Below are 15030 nucleotides of genomic sequence, written 5' to 3'. Positions count from 1 at the left end.
GGTTTTGCCTGGCCGAAGCGTTAAGGTGTCCCTGCTGGGGTTGGTCGCTCACTTTTTGTGAGTGGCCCTAAGTTATACGACTCGTCCTGGAATCGTACAATGAATCAAATCTAAAGGCCGAAGCGATGTAATTCCGTTTCAACCGAGTTGTTAAAGCAAACTCAAAGAACGGAATGCAATTCCGTTCTACAGGTTCGGAATTGCATTCCGGGGTACAGCAATTGAGGCCCCCGTTTGCCCGGTTCCTCCCTGATTTTTGCCAGTTCATCGTCTTTTACTTTCGCTGGGCCGGGGTCGGCTATATCTTTGACTCGTCATCCACACATAACAGTTTCGATTATGAAAACAATCATGGTAATCGCGCTGCTGATCATCAGCAAACTGACGGGAGTACAGAGCCTGACACTGGAAATACCCATGCCGGCAGACTCGAAGGTGTGCCTGCACAACGCTACTTCTGCCAGACCATCATTGTTTACCAACCGGGGATTTATACCATCGACAAACCGGCACTGCCAGCGGACCGATGCCCACAAGCAGACGCTGGTAAGCAAGGGCATCCGGCTGATGCTGGGCGCTGAAAAAAGCTAACGATTGCATACCACGCAACTATCCACACATAAAGCAACCTTACAAGAAAAAGCCGGGGCCACCACCCCGGTTTTTTGTTCCGGGTCTAAACCAGCCTGGTTGTTCATGGCAGGGGCGGCAGAATATGAGACGGGATTACGAATTAGGAAAGATTACAGGTTAGGCTTTCTTCTCAGCTACGGGTTTGGCAACTTTTCGGGTAGCTTTAAAATTGCCGTTGGTCTGCATAGCCGCCAGAGCAGTTGCTTCGCCCTTGTCGTTTAGCTCAAATGTCTTTAGGTGGACCCGATCACCGGGACCAATACCTATACCAGTAAGTCCTGCCTCATAATGAGAAAAGTACGCTATCGACTTCTTCTGGAGCCGGCTTTCAGCCACGCCCGAACTTCCCGCAAAAATTCGGGCTTCTGCAACACATCATCATGACCTGCATTGGCCACTTCCACAAAACGAGCACCGGGCCAGTGCCCCGCCACCTGCCGCGATGTAGGGAGTAGTGGATCATTGGTCCCGGCCATGAGCAGAGCGGGCATAGGGGCTTTGGTGGCTTGCTTCTGAGAAATTAGCCACGATGGCGTTACCTGACTAACAGCTATCAGCGAACCAAGATCGTTGCGTAACATCACGTCTTTATTGATGGCCTGAATCATGGCCGTATCGGTGAGCGTGGGGTAAAAGAAAGCCACAATGCCGGATATACCACGTCCCTGGCGAAGATCAATTGTCATATTGTTGCCGATGGCCTTTGGGAGGGAGGCAGAATCAGGATACATGGCTCCGCTGACCAGCGTTACCGTTGCCATCCGTTTGGGATAGCGCAGAGCCACGTTGGCCGCCACCAACGCCCCCATCGAATGCCCGATAATATGCGCCCGTTGAATACCCAGCGAATCGAGCAGGCGAATGACATCGGTAAAGAGTCCGGTTTGGTAATGAGCCGGGTCGCTGAACTTGCTGCTCTTGCCAAAGCCCCGCTGATCGAGGGCAATGACGCGGTTGGTTTTTGCCAGCGAATCGGCCACTTCCGACCAGGTCATTTCCAGGTTGTCGGAGTAGCCATGCAACAGAACAATAGGTTCGCCCTTTCCGAAATCGCGATACCGAAGCCGGACATCATCAAACGCCAGGTATTTATCGGGGGCGGTTTTGAGGCTGGCCGGGGTGGACGTGGCCATTTGCTGAGCCTGTAGGCGGGCACCAGGCAGCCATAGCGCCACGCATAAGCAGCTGAGATAGATGGCTTTCATGTGTTTAAAATGGTTGACTTGCTACTTGATAAATTCTTGGATATACTGGTTGACCAAACCGGGCTTTTTGTGGATAACCCAGTGCGTCTCGTCGGGAATGTGTCGGATGGGTAGCTGCGGGATATAGCCATCGAGCCCTACCAGATTCTTCTCACCGGTAAGCGACCTGAGCACCTACCGACAAACTGGTTACCCAAAGCAGCAAGGCCAACGAAAGCAGTCGGGAAGTCAAGGTCAGCAAAACGAGAATATGGCAATAAAGCATAGGGATTTATGCTGAAAATCTATGCGTTACAACATACAAATACTTTGTCAGTTTTCGAAATCAAGTTTTAATAGCGTTTGTACATGATGGTCCGGAATAGAATTTCAGGGTACTGTTTTCCGGTTTCTTCGGTCGAAAAGGCGGTTTCAGCAGACTTTATTTCGTCGGCGGGGCTGCCAAGCGTAGCTTGCATAGGAGTAGTCGCGATACGCTGATAATCCATCACCTGTACTCGCTCAACTATGAAAGACGACGACACTGATATGAACGCCATACATTCCTTGCCCCCTCATCACTTTCAGGCGCAGTTTACGGCGCTGAAAGACCAGATCAGCCCGCATTTTCTGTTTAATAGCCTTAGTGTACTATCGTCGCTGGTGCGGAGAGACCCGGACCTGTCGGAGCAGTTTATCGACCACCTGGCCAGGGTGTACCGCTACCTGCTGGAGCACCGCGACAATGAGCGCGTGACGCTGGACGAAGAACTCAGCTTTGCCCGGTCGTATGCTTTTCTGCTCGAAGTACGCTTCGCCCGGAAGTTTAAGGTCAACATTCCGTCGGCGGCCTCGATGGGGAATTACACCTTACTGCCGTTTACCCTGCAACTGCTTATTGAGAATGCCATCCGGCACAACCGCATGTCGGTGGCCGACCCGCTGGTGATCGATATCTGCCTCTGTCATCTGGAGCAGGGCTGCTGCCTGTCGGTGGGCAATAACCTCCAGATCCGGAGCCAGCCCGACGGTGGCCGGGGGCAGGGACTGGCCGGCATTCAGCACCGCTATGCGCAACTGACGGGCCGGCTGGTGCAGGTACTACCCCAGGAAAACCTGTTTACCGTAAACGTACCTTTACTAAGCAATGATGCATCGTTGGGGTAAACAAAGCCAGTTAAATTGTGACATTTATGCCCTCAAATAAGGTATCTTTATTATATAAAACGAGAAATGCTCAACCGTTGATTCAACGGGAGACACAGGATATCGACAAACATTATTGGGTCACGTTCCGAAAGCCTCCGGTGTAGAATTCACCGGCTGCCCTGCCGGATTACGGACACGCCACTGTAAATAAGAAAGATTCCGGTATGCCAGCCATATCTTATGATACCTCCATGCCTTTAGACCCCGCGTTACAGTCGCAGCTCACCAACTTCCGGGCGCTCATAGAGCACAGCTCGGACGTGATCATTATATCCGACAAAGACGGTATCGAGCGATACATTAGTCCGTCGGTAGTGCGGGTGTTGGGGTACGAGCCCGAAGAACTGTTGTTACGCAGCCAGTACGTGCTGCACCACCCCGATGACCGTGATCGGGTCCGCAGGACATTTTTTGATTTTGTCAGGAGCGAATCGGCCACGCCCATTATTTTTTCGTTCCGGTTCCTGCACAAGAACGGCACCTGGCGCTGGATTGAGGCCACGGCGTCGAACCAGCTTCAGAATCCGCTGATCCAGGGTATTATCCTGAACTTCCGCGACATTACCGAGCGTAAAGAACTGGAGGCCCAGATTGAGCGCACTGCCGAGCGGTTTCATGCTATGATCGCCAACATTGCCGATTACATCCAAATCTACGATAAGAATGGGAAGATGCTGTTTACCAGTAAACCTACCATGTATCCGATTGAGGTAATTAACCAGTCTGATGAGATGTTTTGGTGGATACATCCCGACGACCGGCCGCGCGTTATCGATGCGTTTCGCAAAGTGGTATTCGGTGAAGTACCGGATGCCAAGGAGGAATACAGGACCTTTGATGCCAATGGAGTCATGCGCTACGTTGAAACGTACGCGTCGAATCAGTTCGACAATGAAGCCGTTGGAGGGCTGCTGGCCAATATGCGGGATATAACCGAGCGGAAGCAGTTTGAAGAAGCCCTGCGGCAGGCCAAAGAAAAAGCCGAAAGCGACGCCCGCGAAATCGAACGCAGCAACCTCGAGATCCGGCTGAAAAACCGCGAACTGAAAAAGCTGAACGACGAGAAGAACGAGCTGATGCAGATTGTTACGCACGACCTGAAGAATCCGCTCTATAACCTGCAGCATGAAGCCCGGTCTATTCTCGAAAACCCGGAGGAGGCCGTGCAACATACCGAGCAGGTGCTGCGCTGCGCCGATAAGATGCTCAGTCTGATTACTAATTTCCTAAGTATCCACTCCATCGAATCAGGTAAGATGCTGATGCATGTTGGGCCGGTCGATCTGCTGGAGCAAATCAATCGGGTGGTGCAGCTTTACAAAGAACCCCTGCGGCAAAAGCAGCTATCGGTGACCATCAACTGGCCCGGTGGCCCGTCGGAGATTCGAACAGACGAGAACGCTGTTTCGCAGGTGCTGGATAACCTGGTCTCCAACGCCATCAAATACTCGCCGGTGGGGCAGGGCATCAGGATTGATGTAACACGGGGCGATGAGTCAATGATTATTCGGGTGCAGGATGAGGGGGCCGGTATTCCGCTGGAGGAAGCCGATAAGCTCTTCCGCAAGTTCTCGCGCCTGTCGACCCGGCCCACCGCCGGCGAAAGCTCCAACGGGCTGGGGCTAGCCATTGCTAAAAAGTTAGTCCATCTGTTACAGGGCGATATCTGGTACGAAAACCACACCGGCAAGGGAGCCACGTTTGCCTTCGAGCTGCCGGTCAACCTTACGTAAGTTATGAACGTTATTATCATTGAAGACGAAGACCTGACCGCCGACCGGCTCCAGAGTCTGCTCCAAAAATACGACCCTGACATCAACGTGCTGGCGCAATTGCCGTCGGTGCAGGACACGGTGCAGTGGCTGAGAACCCACAAAGAGCCGGACCTGATCTTTATGGATATTCACCTGGAAGATGACCTGTGTTTCCGGATCTTTGAGCAGGTCTCGCTGTCGGTGCCGGTTATTTTTACAACTGCCTTTGACGAATACATGGTCAAAGCCTTCCGTGTCAACAGCATCGATTACCTGCTGAAACCGGTCAGCTTTGAGGGGCTGTCGGCGGCCATGCAGAAATACCAGTCTATGAAGCGGCAGTTCTCCCAAACCGACCTCGACGCGCTACGTCAGGTCGTTGGCCGGCCGCAGCAGGAGTTCAAAAACCGGTTCCTGATCACCGTTGGTACCCGGCTGCGCACCATCGAAACATCGGAGGTGGCGTACTTCTACAGCGAGGAGAAAATTACCTTTCTGGTCACCAGAGATAACCAGCGGCTGCCCATCGACTACAGTCTTGACAAACTGACCAGTATGTTGAATCCGGCCGACTTTTTCCGGGCCAACCGGCAGTTTCTGATAGCCATGTCGTGCATCCGCAACATTCATACCTACTCCAGCAGCAAACTGAAGCTCGAGCTCCAGCCCGATCCGCGGGAGGAGGTATTTATCAGCAAAGAGAAGGTCAGCACCTTCAAGGACTGGCTGGATGCGTAGGGTATGGTCCCGTACAAAGGAAAAAAAGCGGACCGTTTGGCCCGCTCTTCTGTTTTATGCGCCGTGGAGAAACTCCATAATGTCGCCGTCCTGCACCACATATTCCTTGCCTTCGACACCCAGTTTACCGGCTTCTCGCACGCCGGCTTCCGTTTTGTACTGTATGTAATCAGGAAGTTTAATTACCTGCGCTCGGATGAATTTCTTCTCGAAATCGGTATGAATCACACCGGCCGCCTGGGGCGCTTTCCAGCCTTTGCGGATTGTCCAGGCCCGTACTTCTTTTACCCCGGCGGTGAAGTACGTAATCAGACCCAGCAGACTATAACAGGCCTTGATGAGCTTGCTCAAACCCGATTCGGTCAGGCCATACTCCTCCAGGAACAGTTGCCGCTCGTCGGGATCTTCCATCTCGGCAATCTGCGACTCAATGGCCGCGCTGATAATCACCACCTCGGCCCCTTCGTCTTTAACGGCTTCTTTTAGGCGCTCCGAGTATTCATTGCCGTTGGGCAGCGAGCCTTCATCTACGTTGGCCACATAGATCACCGGTTTTACCGTCAGCAGGTGAATGTCGCCGATAGCAGCCTGTTTTTCTTCCTCAGATACATCCACTGTGCGGGCGCTCTTGCCCGACTCCAGCGCCTTCTTGTACTTCAGCAGCGTTTCCAGTTCCGCTTTTGCTTTGGCATCACCGCTGACGCGGGCGGCTTTCTCAATCCGCTGTAGCTTCTTATCGACCGATTCCAAGTCTTTTAACTGTAGCTCAGTGTCGATGATCTCCTTATCGAAGATCGGGTCGACGCGGCCCTCTACGTGAACCACGTTCTCGTCCTGGAAGCAGCGGATCACGTGAACGATCGCGTCTACCTCCCGGATATTGGCGAGAAACTTGTTACCCAGCCCCTGTCCCTGGCTGGCTCCTTTGACCAGACCGGCAATGTCGACAAACTCGATAATGGTCGGCACCACCTTCTGCGGCTTCACCAGCGTTTCCAGCGTATCCAGCCGCTCGTCGGGTACGGTCACTACGCCCACGTTGGGGTCTATTGTACAGAACGGATAATTGGCCGCTTCGGCCTTGCCGCTCGAGATTGCATTAAACAAGGTAGACTTGCCCACATTCGGCAAACCCACGATACCACATTGTAAACCCATGAATTTAGTTGTTAGTCGATAGTCAATAGTCGATAGTCGATAGTCGTCCGTAGAAGAGTGCTCTTTTACTAAAGACTATCGACCATCGACTATCGACTTAAATACAAAATTACAACAAAAAAGCCTCCGACGCGGGGCCGAGGCTGAAGGAATACGGTCAGAATGATGGAATTAATCCCACTTCAGGTCACTGCCAAACTCGTCAATTTCTTCGCGGGCGGTGTATTGGGAGAAGTCGAAGTCGGGCATCAGTTCGGTTTTGATGTAATCAACGGAATCCTGGAGGGCTTCAATAAATTTTGCGAAATCTTCTTTGTAGAGAAACATCTTATGTTTTTCGTAGACAAAGCCGTCTCCCTGCGGATGCCGGCGGCTCTCAGTAATGGTTAAGTAGTAGTCGTTTGCCCGCGTCGATTTTACATCAAAAAAGTAGGTGCGTTTGCCCGCCCTGACTCGTTTCGAGTAAATTTTTTCCTTCTCTTTTTCTTCCACAATCAGTGAGGTTTATAGGTTTCGCAAACGCTAAAATAAGCGGTTTAGTGTCACTTCCAAAAGATTCAAGGCAAATTAATTTTTGATACGACGGAGCGTTCATTTGGCTTAATCTGCGTCAATCCGGCGCTTTCATATGTATTAAGCTTTGTTTTCTAGAGGCTTTGGCGTACCTTTGCCGAATAGGAATTGCACTTTTTCGCGTTGGGATAGTGTAGCGTTGTCAGAAACGGTATGCTTCCTCTTTGTTTCACCAAACCAAACGCTGTATGAGTGTAATCATGTGTTTAATGCTGCTTTCGAGCAGTATGAAAGCAGTGGAGGCCCCAAAGGGTCTCATACAGAAGGGTAAGGCTTCGTTCTACTCTCGCAAATTCAATGGCCGCAAAACGACAAGCGGTGAGCGTGTAAACCCAAATGTATTCTCTGCCGCTCACAAAACGCTGCCGTTCAACACCTTAGTGGAAGTGACCAATCTCCACAACAACCGGTCCGTAATTGTACGAATCAATGACCGGGGGCCATTCATCAAAGGCCGTATCATTGACCTCTCCAGGGCGGCCGCAAAATCACTTGGCATCGTAAGCAGAGGAATTGCCAATGTGAAAGTTCGTGTCGTCGGTGCGCGTGATTTTCTGACCGCTGCGCCGAACGTTTTAACCTATGGGAACACCGCTGAACTGCTCTCGCTGGCAGGACCGGTTAACCAGCAGTAACGCTACCGGCCCTGGTGCCGGACCGCCCTAGCGCGGAATTATCACCTGATTTGTCGTACGACTTCCGCCGAACACCTGAGTGCAATTCCTGGCGGAACCGTACGGCCAATCAGGTTTTTCTTTTCTGAAGACATTGGATGCTGGATGTTGGACGTTAGATGGTAGACACCAGACATTAGACAGTGGACGTTAGGCGCTGGACCAGGAAAAAGGAAAACACCTGTAAATTGAGGATAAACAATCTGTATCTTTCTTTAGTCTAACGTCCAACGTCTACTATCCAACGTCCTGCATCCCCTACACACATGAAAAAACAGCAGCTTAATCTGGCGCAGGTGCGCGAATTCGGTAACGTGGAGTTTCTGGCCCGCCAGCTCGTCGAAGGTTTTATTACCGGTTTGCATAAATCGCCTTTTCACGGCTTCTCGGTAGAGTTTGCCGAGCACCGGCTCTACAATACCGGCGAAAGTACCCGCCATATTGACTGGAAGGTGTACGGCAAAACCGAAAAGCTGTTTGTGAAGCGGTACGAAGAAGAAACCAACCTGCGTTGCGTGATCCTGATCGATACTTCGTCGTCCATGTATTATCCGGAGCAGAATTACGGTAAGATCACCTTCAGCGTGATGGCGGCCGCCAGCCTGGCTTATATGCTCCAGCGGCAGAAAGATGCCGTGGGGTTGTTTACGTTCTCAGATGCCGTAGAGACACAAACTCAGGTGCGGTCTACCCCGTCGCACGTGCATAAACTGTTCAGTAATCTGGATAACCTGCTGCAGCAGCCGATGCCTCAGCGTAAAACGTCGGCGGCCGATGTTATCCACGAGATTGCCGAGAAGATCAACAAGCGGTCGCTGGTGATTATCTTCAGCGATATGTTTGAGAATGCCGGGGCGCCTGACAGCAGCCGCTTTGAAGCCTTGTTCTCATCGCTCCAACACCTGCGGCACAATCTGCATGAGGTACTGCTGTTTCATGTCACCGACAAGCAAACTGAAGAGGACTTCGCTTTTGACGAACGCCCCTACGAATTTATTGATCTGGAGACGGGTGAGCGGGTGAAACTGCAACCGGGACAAATCCGGACTTCTTATCAGGAAGCTGTGAAGGAATACTTCCACGAACTCAAAATGCGCTGCGGGCAGTACAAAATCGACTTCATCGAAGCCGACATCGCCAAAGGCTTCGACCAGATTTTGACGTCGTATCTGGTAAAGCGGACGAAGATGCGGTGAGACGTACCCCGGAATGTAATTCCGGTCTACAATCACTTCGCAGCCGCCATCTTCTCGGCCTGTTGCTTTTTATAAAAGCTCAGGAAATCTTCAACCTGCTCAACGGGGAGCCGGCGGGCAATAATCTTTTTGTTTTTATCGAGAATATACACCGTGGGCGTAGAGAACACGTCGAACTGACGCCGGTAATCGACGCGGTTATTGTAATCAAAGCCGTTGACCCAGTTGCCGGTTTTATACTCCCGGATAAACTTTTTCCAGGTGTCGGGGCTTTCGTCGATGGCGATGCCAAAGACCTCCACCCCTTTGCCTTTGTTGGCATCAGCAAACTTCTTCAGTTTCGGGGTAGCTTCTTTGCAGTGTCCGCAGGTAGGTGAGTAAAAGAAGACCACCGTATAATCGGCTTTGATGTTCATCAGGCTAAGAGGCCTTTTGAGCGTGTCACTAACCATCGGCGTCGGCAGCACTTTTCCGACCAGTAGCGGCTTCATCGTGTTAACCCGCTCCCGAATCTTATCCAGCGTTGATTGGTCTGATACAGGTATTACTCCGGCTAAATAATACGTTTCTGCCATGTGGACAAACAGACCGTCGGTACCCATTACCTTTGGCTGCTCGTACTGGTTGGTGATGTACCAGATCGTGTACGACAGAATATCCTTGTTAGCTTTGGCCTTGTTTACAATAAAGTCAGCGGCCTTGATCAGTGAGTCGGTACTCTGCACGGTTAGTTCTTTGATGTACCGGTCAAGCTTCTTCTGGAGAATGGGTGTCCGCACAAAACGCTCATCGGAAAAGTCGAAGTCGTCCCAGAAATGATTCTTGTAGTAATTGAACACCCAGATAGAGTCTGGGCGGCCATTGCTGGCTTTGGGGGCAGTTGGGATCTGTGGTTCTGCGGTTGCTTTCAGCAGGCTGGCCGTGAATGTTTCTTTGTTGGCCAGCAGAAAAGAATCCCGGTAGGATTGCATCTGCTTTTGAATCTGATCGATCTGAGTGTCGAACTTGGCCATGACGCTTTTATCGGCCCCAACCTTCTTTTGCTCATTAAGCGCCTGCATTTCATCAAAAAGCTTTCCGAGGTGTTGCTGATAGGTAAAAAACAATTCGTTTTCCCGCGAGCCCTTCACCCGCATGGTTCCGATAAAATTGGTGGTATCTGTTTCGAACGAGAAGTTCTGATTGCCGATGATAAGTTCCATGTATTTACCGGAGGGTAGTACTACCAGGTAGAGACCTTCCGGTAAGGGTTTGTTGCCTTCAAAGACCATCCGGCCTTCGGCATCAGCCTGGGCAGTATCCTTAGGAATATACTGGGTTGAACCATAAAAATGAGCCAGTACGCAAGGCTTATTCTGTATGCCTTTGATTCGGGCGTTGATGCGGTATCCTTCAGGCGTTTGCGCCGATACGGAGGACAACAACCCGACCAGCAGAAGAAAGCTAAAGAAGTATTTTTTCATAGAAAGCATGCAAACAATATCAGCCGTTAGCTACAAATTTACGGTTTAAATCTGATTGTCACGAAGCGCCACCTTTGTAAAACGAAGCTACCCAGCTTCTTCGCATACGTTCATGTTCTATTTCCTGTCAAAAACCATATCCTATCTGCTAACACCGGCAGGCTGGCTTTTCTGCACACTGCTGCTTGCCGTTGCTACCCGGAACCAGACGCGACGGCGGTGGGCGGTGGGGGTGGCGCTGGTTCTGTTCTGGATGCTGGGCAATGGTTGCCTGACCAACGAATTGGTTATTTGGTGGGAACCCGCACCGGCCGCCTTACCCACCGACACCATAGCGCACAACCGGGTAGCGGTTGTGCTGACCGGGGGTATGGTCAACGTCAGTAAGCGAATTATACCCCAACACCCACTCTTAGCCGGTGAAGCTGACCGAATGGGACAGGCGCTCTACTTGTATAAAACAGGGATTGTTCGAAAAATTCTGATTAGTGGTGGGTCGGGTAATCTGTTTGTTGTTCCGGTTTCCGTCGTTCAGGAGGGGCAGGCAGCCGCTGAGTTTCTGCGGCTGGCCGGAGTTCGGTCCCAGGATATCCTCTGGGAACCGAAATCACGTAACACGTACGAAAACGCACTGTACTCTGCGAAAATATTGCGTGAGCAGTTGCAAACCGATCGGTGTATTCTGGTTACATCGGCCAGTCACATGCGCCGGGCCGAAGCCTGTTTTCAAAAACAGGGCATTCGGGTAGTGCCGTATCCGGGAGCCTTTCGGGGGCACGCCCGCACCTGGTCGCCGGCCAGTTGGCTGCTACCCACAGAAGAGGCTTTGCAGGATGCCCACAGCATTATCCGCGAGATAGCCGGCCTGATTACGTACAGACTGGCGGGGTATTGCTAAGGTTATACACTCAGAATCTTTACCATCCGGAGCAGGTCTTCGTTGATAGGCTTGGGCAGGCGGATAGTGTCGCGAAAAGGAGTATAGACCAGTTCATTGTTGACCACACCGGCCATAACATTTTTCTGCCCGTGGAGCAGGCCTTCCAGCGCACCGAGGCCCAGCCGGCTGGCCAGAATGCGGTCGTAGGCGGTTGGAATCCCTCCGCGCTGAATATGCCCCAGTGTGGTGACCCGCATATCGATTTCCGTACCAATCTGCCGGCTGATTTTTTCGGCTACTTCCGTGGCATTCCCTTCTTCATCACCTTCGGCGACCACAATAATGGATGAGGATTTCTGACGATCCCAGCCTTGTTTCAGGGTTTCAACAACCTCGGATATAGGTGTCAGCACCTCCGGCACCATCACCAGCTCGGCCCCCCCGGCAATACCCGACTGAATAGCAATGTAGCCCGAGTCGCGGCCCATCACCTCAATAAAGAAAATGCGGTCATGTGAATCGGCCGTATCCCGAATTTTATCAATGGCCTCCAGCGCGGTATTTACCGCCGTATCGAAGCCAATGGTATGGTCGGTACCGTACAGATCGTTATCAATGGTGCCCGGCGCACCGACCGTTGGAATTCCAAACTCATCAAAGAAAATAGTAGCTCCCGTGAAGGTACCGTTTCCGCCGATGGCCACCAGGCCTTCTATACCGAATTTCTGAATTTGCTCGTATGCTTTTTTGCGGCCTTCAGGCGTCATAAACTCCCGGCTGCGGGCTGATTTCAGAATGGTACCGCCCCGCTGCACAATGTTGCTGACAGAGTGGGAGGTCATCTGAAATATATCGCCATTTATCATGCCGTTATACCCCCGACGGATGCCAAATACTTCAACTCCGTGGTAAACAGCCCCCCGGACTACAGCCCGGATGCAGGCGTTCATCCCCGGAGCATCGCCACCAGAGGTAAACACAGCGACTCGTTTCATAGGTTGGTCAATTTATGGTAGTACTATATACTCAGAGGGTTCGGAAAATCAGCCTGCAAATTTATTGGCATTATGTTAAAAAAACACGTATAAAATTTTTGTAAAACGGGGTTCACGAAAATTTCGCATAACTCATTTTATAATTTTTAGGGTATTTCCGGTAATCAGGCGGGCCAGAGTTTGATACGCGCTCGTGACCGATTGTTGTAACTGTTCAGCCACATGAGCCGCAGCCATTTTCCTGGTGGCCAGTAGTGCCGGGGTGAGCTCGCGCAGAAACGCAAGAATTTGACCGTCCATATCCCGGGCCGCATCGATCAGAAAAGCAGCTTCCTGGAGCAGAACATAACTGTCACTCTCGCGGCTTCCGTAGAACAGAATCGGGGAACCGGCACACACGGCACTCACCGCCTTGGAGGGCACCGCTATATGCGTCCAGTGGGGGAGCAGGCTGACCAGTTGCAGGTCCAGGTAGTGTAACTGGCTGCGCGGAATGTGTTTCAGCAGGGTTATGCCTTTCTGTCCGGATGCGGCCCGAATGACCTCATCGGCTTTTTCGCCGTACAGGGCCAGCACCAGGTGGTAGCGTTGCGGATCGAGGTGACGGATAACGCTGAGCAGAAATTCGGCGGAGTGGGGCTGACCCAGATTACCGGCATAGCCGAGGTATACTTTGGTGTTGTCTGTGCGCCAGGCAGGCGGCTGCGGGTCCCGGTCCTGGTGCATCAGCACACCACAGGGGAGCACAATGGTGGGTAGATCAGGGCGCTGGTACTTTGCCCGGATATGAGCAGCCTGCTCGGGTCCAAGGGCGATGAGCCACTCGGGGGCGTGCCGGTAGGTTTTGCGGATGACCCAGCGGTACAGAAAATTAGCCGGGCTGACCTTTCCCTCGGCGGCAAACCCTTCCGGAAACAGATCCATTGCCCACAGCCAATAGGGGATGCGCCGGCCCAGCAGGATAGCAGCCCAGAAGGGCAGCATGGGCGGACTGGTCATCACCAATAGCGGACCCTGACGTACGGCTAAAGCTTTACGCAGCAACAGAAAGCCATCCAGCAGCCCCGCCACCAGTCGGAGCAGGCCATTATTGCCTTCATATATTGTCTTTACGGCATACGTTTCACCCACCGGCCGGCGTACCTGCCCCCCACCGGCATAGGTGCGATCGATATGAACGATGTTTACCTGAATGTGATGCTGCTCGATGAGGTATTTGGCCAGGTCCCAGGCCGATTCGCCCGTTATGCCCGGATTGGGCGGATAGTGCCGGTTGACAATGGTAAGAGCGCGATCGCTTGTCATGGCAGCAGCGATGTGTATAGTTCCAGAAACTGCTGGGCTACCACCGGCTCCGAAAACCGCTTCTCGGCCGTTTGCCGGGCCTGTTCCCGGAGCGCGGCCGGGTTGGCAGTGGTCAACAGCCAGTGCATGCCTTCGGCCAGTTCTTCGGCCGAACCAACCGCGGCCAGATATCCATTCTGCTGGTGGTCGATCATCTCAGGAATACCGCCGGTTTGAAAGCCGATTATCGGCGTGCCGCACGCCAGCGACTCCACCACCGTATTAGGCAGATTATCTTCCAGCGAGGGGACTACCATGACATCGGCGGCATTGTAGGCAGCAGCGGTCTGCGCTTCGGTGGTGAGCAGGCCAAGGTGCCGTACTGGAAAGGGCAGATGGACAAAATTGCCGGCATGCCCCTTACCGAAGATCAGAATTTCGGGTTGTATAGCGTTCAGCCGGTCCTTCAGCAACCGGAGGGCTTCGGTAAAGTACTGGAAACCTTTGCGTGGATCGGCGGTATTGAAACTGCCGAACAGAATCAGCGGCCGGTCTGTCGGTAAGCCTAAACGTTCGCGTATTGCCTGGCGGTTTGCCGGCTGGAATACATCGGTATCGATCGGGTTGGGGATCGTCAGTGCCTGGAAGGCCCGGCCGAGTGGACTGCTACCGGCGAGGTCGCGCAGCCATCGACTGGGCGAAACCACGGTAAGCGGTGCATCCTGATACGCCTGTCGTTTATCGTCAAAAACCTGAAAAGACAGGTCGTGCTCTCCGGGCCGGCGCAGATAGGGGCAATGGTGGCAGTGCGTTTGGTAGTGGTCGCAGCCCCGGCTGTAGTGACAGCCGCCCGTAAACATCCACATATCGTGCAGGGTCCAGACCACGGGCTTGCCCAGCCTGAACAGCCTGCCTAAGCCCTTTACCGACAGAAAACCGAAGTTTATCCAGTGCAGATGAATAATATCGGCCTGCTGAATGGCCGGGTGAAAGGTCAGATCGGCACCGGTAATGGCGGGCGAAAATTGAAACCGAACCGATTTATCCCGTTCGTAGGGCAGAAAAAACAGCCGCTCGGTCACAAACCGGCCAAATGCCATCTGATCGGCCAGGAAATTATTGGCCAGGCGTATTACACCAGGATCCGGTTGGGGCATCTCCTGACGCCTTGACGTACCAACCAGCAGGCTGCTGTCGATGCCGTAACGCTGCAAAGCCCGGTGGAGACGCGTAGCCGCCACAGCTGCTCCGCCGGTGGTGTGGTATGTGCTTAGCTGTACAATTTTCAT

At 52.6% G+C, this 15030-nt stretch carries 16 protein-coding genes; 7 read left to right on the top strand and 9 right to left on the bottom strand.

Annotated elements, in window-relative coordinates; all coding sequences use genetic code 11:
- Positions 1 to 339 precede the first annotated feature (339 nt).
- Positions 340 to 591: a hypothetical protein gene (locus tag ABD931_RS15790; protein WP_345268742.1), complete on the top strand. Its 252-nt coding sequence runs from the start codon at positions 340 to 342 to the stop codon at positions 589 to 591.
- A gap of 344 nt (positions 592 to 935) precedes the next feature.
- On the opposite strand, the gene ABD931_RS15785 is transcribed toward ABD931_RS15790, so the two are convergent.
- The 3 genes from ABD931_RS15785 to ABD931_RS15775 all read right to left on the bottom strand — a co-directional run bounded on the left by ABD931_RS15785 (position 936) and on the right by ABD931_RS15775 (position 2296).
- Positions 936 to 1838 (bottom strand): alpha/beta fold hydrolase, encoded by a 903-nt coding sequence (locus ABD931_RS15785; protein WP_345268741.1) that lies wholly within the window; start codon positions 1836 to 1838, stop codon positions 936 to 938.
- A gap of 21 nt (positions 1839 to 1859) precedes the next feature.
- Positions 1860 to 2012, bottom strand: a complete 153-nt coding sequence (locus tag ABD931_RS15780) for a hypothetical protein (RefSeq protein WP_345268740.1) — start codon at positions 2010 to 2012, stop codon at positions 1860 to 1862.
- Positions 2013 to 2170: 158 nt separating this feature from the next.
- Positions 2171 to 2296, bottom strand: coding sequence for a hypothetical protein (locus ABD931_RS15775; RefSeq protein WP_345268739.1), 126 nt, complete (start codon positions 2294 to 2296; stop codon positions 2171 to 2173).
- Positions 2297 to 2345: 49 nt separating this feature from the next.
- On the opposite strand from ABD931_RS15775, the gene ABD931_RS15770 reads away from it, so the two are divergent.
- The 3 genes from ABD931_RS15770 (at position 2346) to ABD931_RS15760 (ending at position 5518) form a co-directional block, all read left to right on the top strand.
- A complete protein-coding gene (locus ABD931_RS15770) occupies positions 2346 to 2984 on the top strand; it encodes a sensor histidine kinase (RefSeq protein WP_345268737.1) in 639 nt (212 codons plus the stop codon).
- Between the two features lie 206 nt (positions 2985 to 3190).
- On the top strand, positions 3191 to 4759 hold the full coding sequence (locus ABD931_RS15765) for a sensor histidine kinase (RefSeq protein WP_345268736.1): 1569 nt from the start codon (positions 3191 to 3193) through the stop codon (positions 4757 to 4759).
- Positions 4760 to 4762: 3 nt separating this feature from the next.
- Positions 4763 to 5518, top strand: coding sequence for a LytR/AlgR family response regulator transcription factor (locus ABD931_RS15760; RefSeq protein ID WP_345268734.1), 756 nt, complete (start codon positions 4763 to 4765; stop codon positions 5516 to 5518).
- 54 nt (positions 5519 to 5572) lie between these two features.
- Here the strand turns inward: ABD931_RS15760 and ychF are convergent, their stop codons facing one another.
- Both ychF and ABD931_RS15750 read right to left on the bottom strand, forming a co-directional pair.
- Positions 5573 to 6676, bottom strand: a complete 1104-nt coding sequence (ychF, locus tag ABD931_RS15755; RefSeq protein ID WP_345268733.1) for a redox-regulated ATPase YchF — start codon at positions 6674 to 6676, stop codon at positions 5573 to 5575.
- A 171-nt stretch (positions 6677 to 6847) separates the two neighbouring features.
- Positions 6848 to 7168, bottom strand: a complete 321-nt coding sequence (locus tag ABD931_RS15750) for a DUF3276 family protein (RefSeq protein ID WP_345268731.1) — start codon at positions 7166 to 7168, stop codon at positions 6848 to 6850.
- A gap of 269 nt (positions 7169 to 7437) precedes the next feature.
- Between ABD931_RS15750 and ABD931_RS15745 the strand changes: the two genes are divergently transcribed.
- Positions 7438 to 7884: a septal ring lytic transglycosylase RlpA family protein gene (locus tag ABD931_RS15745; protein WP_345268730.1), complete on the top strand. Its 447-nt coding sequence runs from the start codon at positions 7438 to 7440 to the stop codon at positions 7882 to 7884.
- A 305-nt stretch (positions 7885 to 8189) separates the two neighbouring features.
- The gene (locus tag ABD931_RS15740; protein ID WP_345268729.1) at positions 8190 to 9119 is read left to right on the top strand and encodes a DUF58 domain-containing protein; all 930 of its coding nucleotides are present in this window, start codon (positions 8190 to 8192) and stop codon (positions 9117 to 9119) included.
- 32 nt (positions 9120 to 9151) lie between these two features.
- On the opposite strand, the gene ABD931_RS15735 is transcribed toward ABD931_RS15740, so the two are convergent.
- The gene (locus ABD931_RS15735) at positions 9152 to 10591 is read right to left on the bottom strand and encodes a DUF5106 domain-containing protein (RefSeq protein ID WP_345268727.1); all 1440 of its coding nucleotides are present in this window, start codon (positions 10589 to 10591) and stop codon (positions 9152 to 9154) included.
- A gap of 103 nt (positions 10592 to 10694) precedes the next feature.
- Here ABD931_RS15735 and ABD931_RS15730 point away from each other — a divergent pair, with 103 nt between their 5' ends.
- Positions 10695 to 11480, top strand: a complete 786-nt coding sequence (locus tag ABD931_RS15730; RefSeq protein WP_345268726.1) for a YdcF family protein — start codon at positions 10695 to 10697, stop codon at positions 11478 to 11480.
- Positions 11481 to 11482: 2 nt separating this feature from the next.
- Here ABD931_RS15730 and pfkA read toward each other — a convergent pair whose 3' ends face one another.
- The 3 genes from pfkA to ABD931_RS15715 form a co-directional block, all read right to left on the bottom strand.
- Positions 11483 to 12457, bottom strand: coding sequence for a 6-phosphofructokinase (pfkA, locus tag ABD931_RS15725; protein WP_345268724.1), 975 nt, complete (start codon positions 12455 to 12457; stop codon positions 11483 to 11485).
- Between the two features lie 132 nt (positions 12458 to 12589).
- Entirely contained in the window at positions 12590 to 13762 is a 1173-nt protein-coding gene (locus ABD931_RS15720) for a glycosyltransferase (protein WP_345268723.1), read from the bottom strand.
- Entirely contained in the window at positions 13759 to 15030 is a 1272-nt protein-coding gene (locus tag ABD931_RS15715; RefSeq protein WP_345268721.1) for a glycosyltransferase family 4 protein, read from the bottom strand. Before ABD931_RS15715 ends, ABD931_RS15720 begins: the two co-directional genes overlap by 4 nt.

Source organism: Nibrella viscosa (genome assembly GCF_039541875.1).
In the GTDB taxonomy this organism is placed as follows: Bacteria; Bacteroidota; Bacteroidia; order Cytophagales; family Spirosomataceae; genus Nibrella; species Nibrella viscosa.
The sequence above is the reverse complement of the archived record's forward strand: the minus strand, read 5'-3'. Positions and strand labels throughout refer to the sequence as shown.